Here is an 8740-nt window from a genome sequence, read left to right as displayed (position 1 = left end):
GGTTGCTGTTCGCATCGATGCCGGCGATGTCCTGCTTGCCGTCACCATTGAAGTCACCACCCACCGTTCGCGCCATGACCGGCCCAGGGGCCGGGTCGTCGACGATGTTGTCGTAGCGCAGCGCGTCGTAGTAGCTGGTCGGCCAGCCCTCCAGGGACGAGCTGTTGATGTTCGCGGCCGTCGGGCCGTGCGTCGGGTTGTCGCGATTGCTCTCGGCGTAGTAGGTGAAGGCACCCGTGGACTGGTTGGTCCAGCCGGCGAAGAGGAAGGTGTGCTCGGCGGTGTAGTCCATCGCGTCGCCCGGCTTGAGCTGCGAGAAGCTGATCTGGGTGGACACGTTGGGCAGGGTCTGCGTGACCAGGCTGGAGTTCAGGTGCCAGGCCATGGATATGTATCCGGAGCAGTCCTCCCGGTAAGTGCCGTTGGAATCCGTGTGCCAGCCGCCCTGGTTGTACGGCACGCCCTGGTCGACCCAGCTCTGAGCGCGGGCGATGACCTCGCCGCGGGTGATCGTGCCTCCCACCGACGATGCGGCCTGGGCCGGAGCCGCGAGCGTCACGGCGGCGCCGGAGGCGGCAAGCACGGTGAGGGAGGCCAGGGAAGCGAGGGTGCGCTTGGTACGGGTCATGGGGATGTCTCCTTGGAAGGTTGAGGTGCACAAGTCGATGCGCTGGACGGAGCGGCGGGGCTCAGCGAGTGAGGGCGAGGCTTCCGGCGAGCGTGGTCAGGAGGTCGGCGTCGGAGGCGGGCGTGGCAGAGTTGCCCTGTCCGACCGAGGCGAGGTCGCTGTACTGGAGGACGGTGAGCACGTTTCCGTCTCCGGCCAGGTAGACGTGGTGGGTCTGATTGCCGGGGGCTGACATGCCGGGCACGGCAGTCCACTGGTACAGCCAAGCGGCGGCTGCCGGGCGGGCGGCTGTACGGGTGGACGTGGCGTCGGGGACGCGACCCTGCTTGGTCTGCGCATCACGCAGGGCGGCCTGGCATCCGTCGAGCTGGGTGTTGAGTGCCTGGCGGGCGCGGTCGGCGTCGGCCTGGGTGGCGAAGGTGAAGGTGTCCTGGATGGCGGGGGTCTTCGCGGTGCTGGCCCAGCCCTGCTGCTGCCAGCCGGTCGCGCCTTGGACGGCGGCGCATTCGTTGAGGCTGCTGGTGGGGGCGATTGTGCGGTTCTTCGGCGGGCCGATCGGCTTCCACCCTGCCTTGGCCTGGTTGGGCAGTTCCTCGACGGTGAGCGGGGCGGGCGCCTTGCCGACTGCCGGCTGACCAGACGACGGCGTGAGGATTGACGGCTTTGCCGCGGCCGAGGACGCCGTTCCTGCCGGGGAGGGCGTCACGGTGGCAGCGGGGGTGCCGCCAGCCTCGGCAGGCGTCGCGGTAGGTGTGCTTGCGGCCGGGGAGGTCACGGCCGGGGCGGTGGTACGCGGGGCGGCGGCCTGCAGGTCGTCGGCGGCGAAGGCGCTGGTGAATTGGGCGGTCGCCAGGGCTGCGGCGGCGACCACGGGAACGGCGGCGATCAGCAGGATGCGGCGGCGACGGGGCGTGGGCATGAAAAGAGCAGTCCTTCGGGACGGGTGCGGGCACGGCGGTGCCCTGTGATCGGCGGGGTGGCGGTGGCAGAGGGCCAGGTCGGACTCAGGGGCCAGGAGTTCGTTCGGGTGGTGCGCGTGCGCGACGGCTGCCTTGCAGGCGCAGCGGCCGTGCAAGTGGGACGTGGCGAGCGACATCGGCCGGGGCTACTGCCAGGCGGTGGTGGACTTCCCGGCGGCCGCGGTCTGCCAGTGGTGGTCGCGGTGATGCGGGTGTCGTCGGCGGTGGCGGTGAACTGGCTGGAGGGGGGTGAGCGTGGTGACTGCGGCGGCCTCGGCGAGACGGGGTGCTAACGCTTTCTCCGGCCGCGCCTGGCGGGTGGTGTTCCCTGCTGGCGATCTAGCTTCGTCGCCACTCAAGGCAGGTGGAAAGGCTTACAAGTGAACGGAAACGGCCCCGGACCCATCCGTCCAGCGGGATTGGAAGAGGGGTCGCGAGGCGCGACCAGGGAAGAGCCGACCCGGCGCCCGTCCTGGCGCGAAGCACCCACACCTGGCCGAGCTCACGGCGCAAGAGGGCCTTCAGTGCTGGCCGCGGAGGCGATGGGCCCGCCGATCGTGGCGGCGCTGGCCGGGGACGCTTCGAGGACGCCCTGCGCGGCGACCGAGATCGCGGAGGTGAGCGCGAACGGGACGGAGCGCCGCAGCGAAGACGTAGACATACGGCTGGACTTGGACATGGCGGTTTCCCCCACAGAGTTGATCGGTAGCATTCGAATTGCCGCCCGGCGCTTCGAGATCAACTCTGCCCTGGGTCCCTGACCTGCGGAAGTGCAATCCGCTGGACGTAAACGGCCTTGGCCCAAAGGGGTCCGGGCGGGCTGCCGGGACCTCCCGAACACGGTCGCGGGAGTCCTGGTGGTCAGGCGACTCTCTGGGTGGTGATGAAGAGGGGTGACAGCGGCACTCCCGTTGCACACAGGCGGTGGCCCTGTCTGGACAGGCTGTCTCCTCGTGTACGACGACACGCTGAACATGGGCGGGGTCACGCGCAGCCGGGGCAGGTGGCCAGGTGGGTCGCGTGCAGGGCCTTGAGCAGTGCAAGGTTGGCCTCGGTAATCCGATGGGAGTACGAGGCGAGGGACGTGAGCGGGATGTGCTCGCCGCCCTTGAGGGCGAGTCCAGGGGTACTGGTCCGGTCGGTGATGCCTTTGCCATCGATCCGGAGCCCTAAGCGGAAGCCGCGGAAGACCACCCAGGCGCCGAACCCGAGGACAGAGGCGTCGATCAAGATACTGGCCGGGTCGGGTGCCCCAGCGAGCCCCGCTGCGCCCACCACCGCGAACGGGCTCCCCACCAAGATCAACATGGCTCACTGGCTCACTGGCTCACTGGCTCAATGGCTCACTGGCCCACGCTGCCAAGGGTTTGGGTAGGTATCGGAGGTGGCGACGTGGGCTCCATGGATGTCTTCCCTGGGAAAGATGAGAGCGTCAGGAAGCGGTCACCGGGGCTCTGCTGACGAGGCCCGGCATGCGGCCTGACTGTTCCTGGACGGCTATGCGGTGGGTGCATGCGGGCCGTCTTGAGCGACCTGATCTTTTGGTGTTTGGGCAGGCCGCGGTACTTCGTCGTGCTCGGAGCGGGAGTACATCGTGCTCTGCGGACTCCACCCCGCACCGCCATCACCGAGACCCATTCGACAGAGTGAGTACAAAGCCGACACCGTGTTCACGAGGACCCCGGCGGCCTGACGGCTGCCGGGGTCGTTTCATCCCGTCCGATCGACAACGACCGCGTCGCCTTCGTGCTCATCTTCCGCATCGCTCAACACCGGTGGTCCGCGGTCAGGCGGGATCCGAGGGCAGCCAGCCCTGCTGGACGGCGCGGACACCCGCCTCGAAGCGGCTCCGTGCATTGAGCCGGCCCATCAGGTCTGTCGCGATCCGCCGTGCCGTGCGCTGGGAGATGCCGAGCCGTTTGGCGATCGCCTCGTCCGTGTGTCCCTGGGCGAGGAGGCCGACGGTGGCCGCCTCCTGCGGGCTCAGGCCGTGCCCGTCCCGCATCACTGCCTGGCCCAGTACCTGCGCCCCTGCCCAGACCGTCTCGAAGAGCGCGCACAGCGCGGTGAGAGTGCCCTGGCCGGTCAGGACGACCGCTGCGGCCCCCGAATCCTCACTGTTGACCGGGATGACAGCGGTCGCACGGTCAGTGATGATCATCCGGGTGGGCAGGGCCGGAACCGTCCGTACCTGGCCGCCGAGCCGGGTCAGCCAGTTCGCGTAGTCGACCGTGTTCTGGTCATTGCGGACGCTGCTCAAGTAGACACTGCGCATCCGCACCCCCCGGCCCAGCAGTTCCTCGTCCAGCGGACGTGATGCGTCGAGCTGTGCCAGCGGCTGGGCGCCGCCCGGGAGGAACGCCATGACCTCCGTGGCCACGTCGCGTGTCAGCCGGGCGAGCGTGTCGCGGATCGCGTCTATCCCGATGAGGTGTTCGACCCCGGGACTGCTGGCCGCCGGCCGGAGATCGGCGTACTCGGCAATCAGCTGAGCGGCCGCACTCCGCGACGACTCCAGACGCAGCTGCTGCGCCGCCAGCTCGGCCTGCTGGCGGGCCATCAAGGCCTCCATTCCGACGTCTGGGGAGACGGCCCGCAGGCCTCCCTCCCGTTCTGCCGACGGCCGTACCAGAGCAAGTTCGCTCAACGCGTCGAGAGCGTCTCGCACCTCTTCCTCGCTCCTGCCCACCCGCGCGACGAGTTCGGCGACGCCGCCCGTCGGATCGGCCAGTATCGCGCGGTAGACCGCCTCCGCCACCGAGTCGAGTCCCAATGCGGTCAGCATCCTGATCCCCCTGAAAAGCCGATGATCCCCACCCCTGATGCCGGACAGGCTGCCACGGCCATGGCCCCGACGGACTCGGACAACGTCTCGTACGACATCTCACTCCCCATTCCCTGACCGCAGCGATTCCACAGCGATCCGTGTGCTGTTCAAGCCGCACCACCTCGTCGAAGTCCGTGCGGGATCGTTCCGACCGGACCGCCGGCCCAGCCTGGTCGCGGCACGGTCCAAGCGCAGCCATCGGCTCCGGATGGCCGCCGGGTAACTCACACTCCCCACCCACGCAGACCACAGCCTCCCGCCCCGGCACGCCACCCAGGCACCGGCCGGCACCTCGGTGGCGCCACACGCTCCCGAGGAACACTGCCGGCCGGTAGACCATGCGCCGTCAAGCACCTGCACTTCACGACCGCTTGATTGAACCCAGTCAGCCGCAGGATCGGTGTGCGAGGCGCGCCAAAGTCCTAGATGATCCGTGCACAGCCCGAAAGGCCGATGGCCACCCGGGGCACGCGAGACCGCACCCTGCCCACACGGTGGACCCAAGAGGCCATGGCCCGAAGGGGCCACATCGCAATGCCTGACGCGGGAGTCAGCCGTTGGAAGAGTCGACCCCATGTACCTCGTCCACACCGGCCTGCGCGCACCGCGCGACACCTTTGCACCCGCAGACCTGCGTTTACTGATCCGTTCCCGCCTCGGCCCGGACGACGGGGCCGAGCACGTCAGTGTCCATCCGCATGCCCGGCCGGATCCCGTGATCGGCCTGTACCTGCGTGCGGGCAGTCTCGCGGAGGCGGAGGAACACGCGGCCATCCTGATCCGCCTGCTGCTCTCGCGCTGCCCCGAGCTCGCCGACTGGACGCCACTGAGGCCGCAAGTGCCCCTCATCGCCGCCGCGTTCGAAAGCCGCCCGCCCGCCTCCGAGCCTTCGCTGGACTGATTGGTCCAATGCCGCTACGGGCCACCCGGATCCCCTTCCACCCCGTCTGACCAGCGACGAAAGTAGTTCTCGCCAGCAGGGAGCAGCTCCCGGCGGGCCAGGACCGGACAGCGCCACCGCGGGACGCAGGCCGGTTGAGGACACGGATCCGTCGCTCGAACCGTCAGAAGAGGACACCCCCCATGCTCCGCACCCGTATCGCTCAGGCCTCCGCGGTCACCGCCCTTTCCGCCCTCACCGTGCTCGGTGTCAACGCCGTCGTCGGCCAGCTCGACGGCCCGGGCCGACTGGTCGCCGCCGCGCAGGCCGGAGCCTCCACGGACTCCATGGGCTGGTCGTAATACCGCGGCGCCCGTCAGCTCGCCCTTCGTACTCAAGCCGAACCACCGGACCGAGGTATCTCCATGTCTGCAACCGTCCGCCCTCGCACGAAGATCGCCGCACTGGCCGGGCTGGGCTCCGGAGGGTTCCCGTGCCTTGCAGTCGTTGCGGTTACCGGGCACGGGTCGGCCGACGGAGACGACAAGGCGTGAGTCGGCGTCGATGACGAGCTGATGGTTGGTCGAGTAGCGGTAGTTCGAGAGATACCGGCCGTGGTTCTGCAGGGCCCCGATCAGTAGAGCCACCGATCCAGGAGCCCCGGCCAGAGAAACCCCTCGTAGCCCTTGAAGGCCGCAGGGTCGATCTCCTTCAGCTCCCCGGCCAGTCGGCTCAACTCGGCGAAAGCCCGCTCTTCTCCGCCGAGCACCGAGAGGAGCTCACCCTGTTGCTCAGGGCTGACTCCTAGAGCCGAGCGCGTCGCATGTTTACCGGACAAATCTGCGGCGTACTCGCCGACGAGGAAAGGGGTCCCAACCTTGCGGTCCCTGCTCGTATCCGGCCGACCGCGGCAGCGGCGCTGGCGGGGCGGGGTCGGGACAGCCTCGGCGCATCTTCGCCTGGTGAACATTCGGAGGCTCGTGCCGCGCGGGGACAGCAAAGCGATGCGGACCCCGACTTCCCGCAGGACCCTTAACGCAAGAAGGCCCCGCCTCCTGGCAGCTGCCAGCGACGGGGCTTTCTCGGTCAGTCAAACAGACCCAGTCGCCAGAGCACCGCGCCCGGGTGGGGCAGGAGGTCGTTGCCGCGGCGGTATTGAGGGGCGAGGCGTGGTTGGACCCCAGTCCCTCCGGCACCGCGTCCAGGGGCCGCCGGCGGGCGGAACGGGCGCATCTTCGGTGGGGATCACCGTGCCGGCTGTCGGCCCTGATTGCTGAGGGGGTGGCGGGCGGTCAGGCGCCAGGGTCGACTTCGGGGTGCGTGAACCGCACGGGCTTGCCCAGCGACCGGGTGTAAGCGATTTCGGCTCGGGTGCTGTCTCCGATGTAGTCGCCGACCACGAGTACCTCATCGGCGAGCCGAATCTTCGCACGGTGCGGTACTTATCCGAACTAGCCCAGACGACCTGGCGGGATCGGCTCGCAGTCGAGTTGCTCAAAGTAGTCGGCAACAATCACGGAGCCAGGAAGCATTCGGGCGTGTCGCGCTGCCAACTCCGTTTGGCTTGGTTGCCCTTCAACGCGTGTCCGGGACGGGGGAGAATGCAGCACATGGATGACGCGTTCACACTCCTTCGCCAGGCCGTCGATCTGCTGCCGGAGGAGGCAGCGGCAGAGAACGGGCAGACAGTCGGGGATGTGCGCGAGGACATCGGGCGCCAGGAGTGGGAGATGGTGCTCGGCGTTCTCATCGAGATCGGGGACGTCCACCCCGTGTCCGTGGACTTCTGGGACCTCCTTGCCGAGGCTGCTCGGCAGATGATGCTCGACCGCATCCGTCGTTGGTGCGAGTGGCGGGGCTGGGAGGTCAGGAACGGCACCCTCCGGGCGACCCTGAGCCTGGTGGGTGCGGAGGAGGGCCGACGCCGGACTGCATTCGCCGCAGACGGACGGCTCCGGCCGATGTGGGACATCGGCAACCGCACCGCCGGCGGGGAGCGAGAGCTGAACATCGCTAGGTTGTGGGTGGAGTATGCGCAAGAGCTCGGCCCGGGAGAGGCCGCCGACGTTCGGCTGGCTCCCCTGAGCCCCGAGCAGTGGAAGCACTTGAAGTGCGGCGATGTGATCACCATGCACGAAGCCCGACCTGCCGCCGGAACGGCCACCGTGATCGAGGTCCTGCCGCCGCGCGCCTGAGCCCATCACGTCGCCCCAGATGCCCCGCCAGCGGCAGATAGTTGTCCGCCGCCAGGCTCAGGGCCAACCGAAATCAGTCGGCCTCCAGGGCGTCTGCCCGCCTCGCCAGGCCCGCTGCGATGTCATCCCAGTCCGGTCCGTGCAACCACAAGTTCTCGGCAGCCTCGCGCATCAGCGCTGGCTCATCAGGTCGCTGCAGGAGCACCAACCGATAGGAGAGATCGCGCACCCAGACCGGGAGACGGCCATCGACTACCAGTGTCGCCCAGGAAATCGTCGGGGCGGCGGGCCCAGGGCGACTTCTCCGAACCGCAGACCCTCCACTTCATGCACCCGGCGGTGAATGCCCCGCCCTCCGCACTCCAGAGGTGGAACATCCCCGTGCGGGCGTCTTCTCGCGCGAGAAAGGGCCCGAGGCTCCCTTCCCTCGATGGGTGCCCTTCGGAGCATGGCAAATACCCAGGTGGGCATCCCTGGGGAGGTCTGATGGGCGGCTGCACGTACCACTCGGACGGGGCCACGGCTCGGCACCCTAGGGTTCCGGCTCTTCCCTACGACAGGGTGCGCGAGGAGCGCACCCTCTGTTGGCGGGAGCTCAATTCGCACCCTGTCCATACGGGCCCGCACGCTGAGCGGTCCTACCGTGGTGGGATGAGAGCTCTGTCGGCTACACAGCGAGGACGCTGGAGCCACGCCGGCAGCGGTCCGACCGGGGGACTTGGACTCGGGTTCACCTCGCTCCCTCGGCATGTGCAGGTCAAGCCCGTTGCGCGCTCGCCCCGCACAGCCGGCCCGGCCCTCTCGTTCCTCGGAGCAGAGCCGGATCGTCATGGCCGGGCTGGCCGGGCAGAATCGGGCATGTATGAGCCCCCCCATCGCAGCAGGCAGCCGCCGAGCCCCCAGCTGGCCGGAATAGCAAGAGGCGCAGGCCGCTCCGGTCGCAAGTCAGACATGGCAGCCCCAGCTGCGCCGACTATGGCTGTCTGCGGCCCGAGTGCACGGCCGCGGCCCGCCGGGACCGTGCCAGGCGTACTCAGGAGCTGAAGGCGGGCAGGCCGGCCCGGATTTCCACGGATGACGCCGCCGCCCATGCCGGCCGGCTGCGGGAGAGCGGGCTGTCGGCGGCGGACATCGCCGAGATCTCCGGGATCTCGATCACCCTCGTGCGACGCCTGCTCAAACCCGCCGGACAGCGCCCCATCTTCCTGCACCGGTCCACCTCCGACGCCATCCTCGGCACCGCGCCGGACC

Annotated in this window: 8 protein-coding genes and 2 pseudogenes; 3 read left to right on the top strand and 7 right to left on the bottom strand. The window is 68.9% G+C overall.

The features are described 5' to 3' along the window. The 5 genes and pseudogenes from AB0M92_RS37185 to AB0M92_RS37165 all read right to left on the bottom strand — a co-directional run. Positions 1 to 628 (bottom strand): annotated as a pseudogene (locus tag AB0M92_RS37185) (hypothetical protein); the annotation flags it as partial. Positions 629 to 689: 61 nt separating this feature from the next. Beyond that, positions 690 to 1547 (bottom strand): hypothetical protein, encoded by an 858-nt coding sequence (locus AB0M92_RS37180; protein WP_366106791.1) that lies wholly within the window; start codon positions 1545 to 1547, stop codon positions 690 to 692. Between the two features lie 542 nt (positions 1548 to 2089). Beyond that, positions 2090 to 2266, bottom strand: a complete 177-nt coding sequence (locus AB0M92_RS37175) for a hypothetical protein (RefSeq protein ID WP_366106790.1) — start codon at positions 2264 to 2266, stop codon at positions 2090 to 2092. A 305-nt stretch (positions 2267 to 2571) separates the two neighbouring features. Next, positions 2572 to 2895, bottom strand: a complete 324-nt coding sequence (locus AB0M92_RS37170; protein ID WP_366106789.1) for a hypothetical protein — start codon at positions 2893 to 2895, stop codon at positions 2572 to 2574. A 478-nt stretch (positions 2896 to 3373) separates the two neighbouring features. Beyond that, positions 3374 to 4372, bottom strand: coding sequence for a LuxR C-terminal-related transcriptional regulator (locus AB0M92_RS37165; RefSeq protein WP_366106788.1), 999 nt, complete (start codon positions 4370 to 4372; stop codon positions 3374 to 3376). Positions 4373 to 4988: 616 nt separating this feature from the next. Here AB0M92_RS37165 and AB0M92_RS37160 point away from each other — a divergent pair. Further along, positions 4989 to 5315, top strand: coding sequence for a hypothetical protein (locus AB0M92_RS37160; RefSeq protein WP_366106787.1), 327 nt, complete (start codon positions 4989 to 4991; stop codon positions 5313 to 5315). Between the two features lie 182 nt (positions 5316 to 5497). Next, on the top strand, positions 5498 to 5656 hold the full coding sequence (locus tag AB0M92_RS37155) for a hypothetical protein (RefSeq protein ID WP_366106797.1): 159 nt from the start codon (positions 5498 to 5500) through the stop codon (positions 5654 to 5656). Positions 5657 to 5767: 111 nt separating this feature from the next. Here AB0M92_RS37155 and AB0M92_RS37150 read toward each other — a convergent pair. Beyond that, a pseudogene (locus AB0M92_RS37150) lies at positions 5768 to 5893 on the bottom strand (IS5/IS1182 family transposase); the annotation flags it as partial. 1002 nt (positions 5894 to 6895) lie between these two features. On the opposite strand from AB0M92_RS37150, the gene AB0M92_RS37145 reads away from it, so the two are divergent. Beyond that, positions 6896 to 7489, top strand: a complete 594-nt coding sequence (locus AB0M92_RS37145) for a hypothetical protein (RefSeq protein ID WP_366106796.1) — start codon at positions 6896 to 6898, stop codon at positions 7487 to 7489. Positions 7490 to 8522: 1033 nt separating this feature from the next. Here the strand turns inward: AB0M92_RS37145 and AB0M92_RS37140 are convergent. Further along, the gene (locus AB0M92_RS37140; RefSeq protein ID WP_366106786.1) at positions 8523 to 8648 is read right to left on the bottom strand and encodes a hypothetical protein; all 126 of its coding nucleotides are present in this window, start codon (positions 8646 to 8648) and stop codon (positions 8523 to 8525) included. Between the last annotated feature and the right edge of the window lie 92 nt (positions 8649 to 8740).

This window comes from Streptomyces sp. NPDC051582, from assembly GCF_040681715.1.
GTDB lineage: Bacteria > Actinomycetota > Actinomycetes > Streptomycetales > Streptomycetaceae > Streptomyces.
Note: the sequence above shows the minus strand (reverse complement) of the source record. Positions and strands in the feature narration are given on the sequence as shown.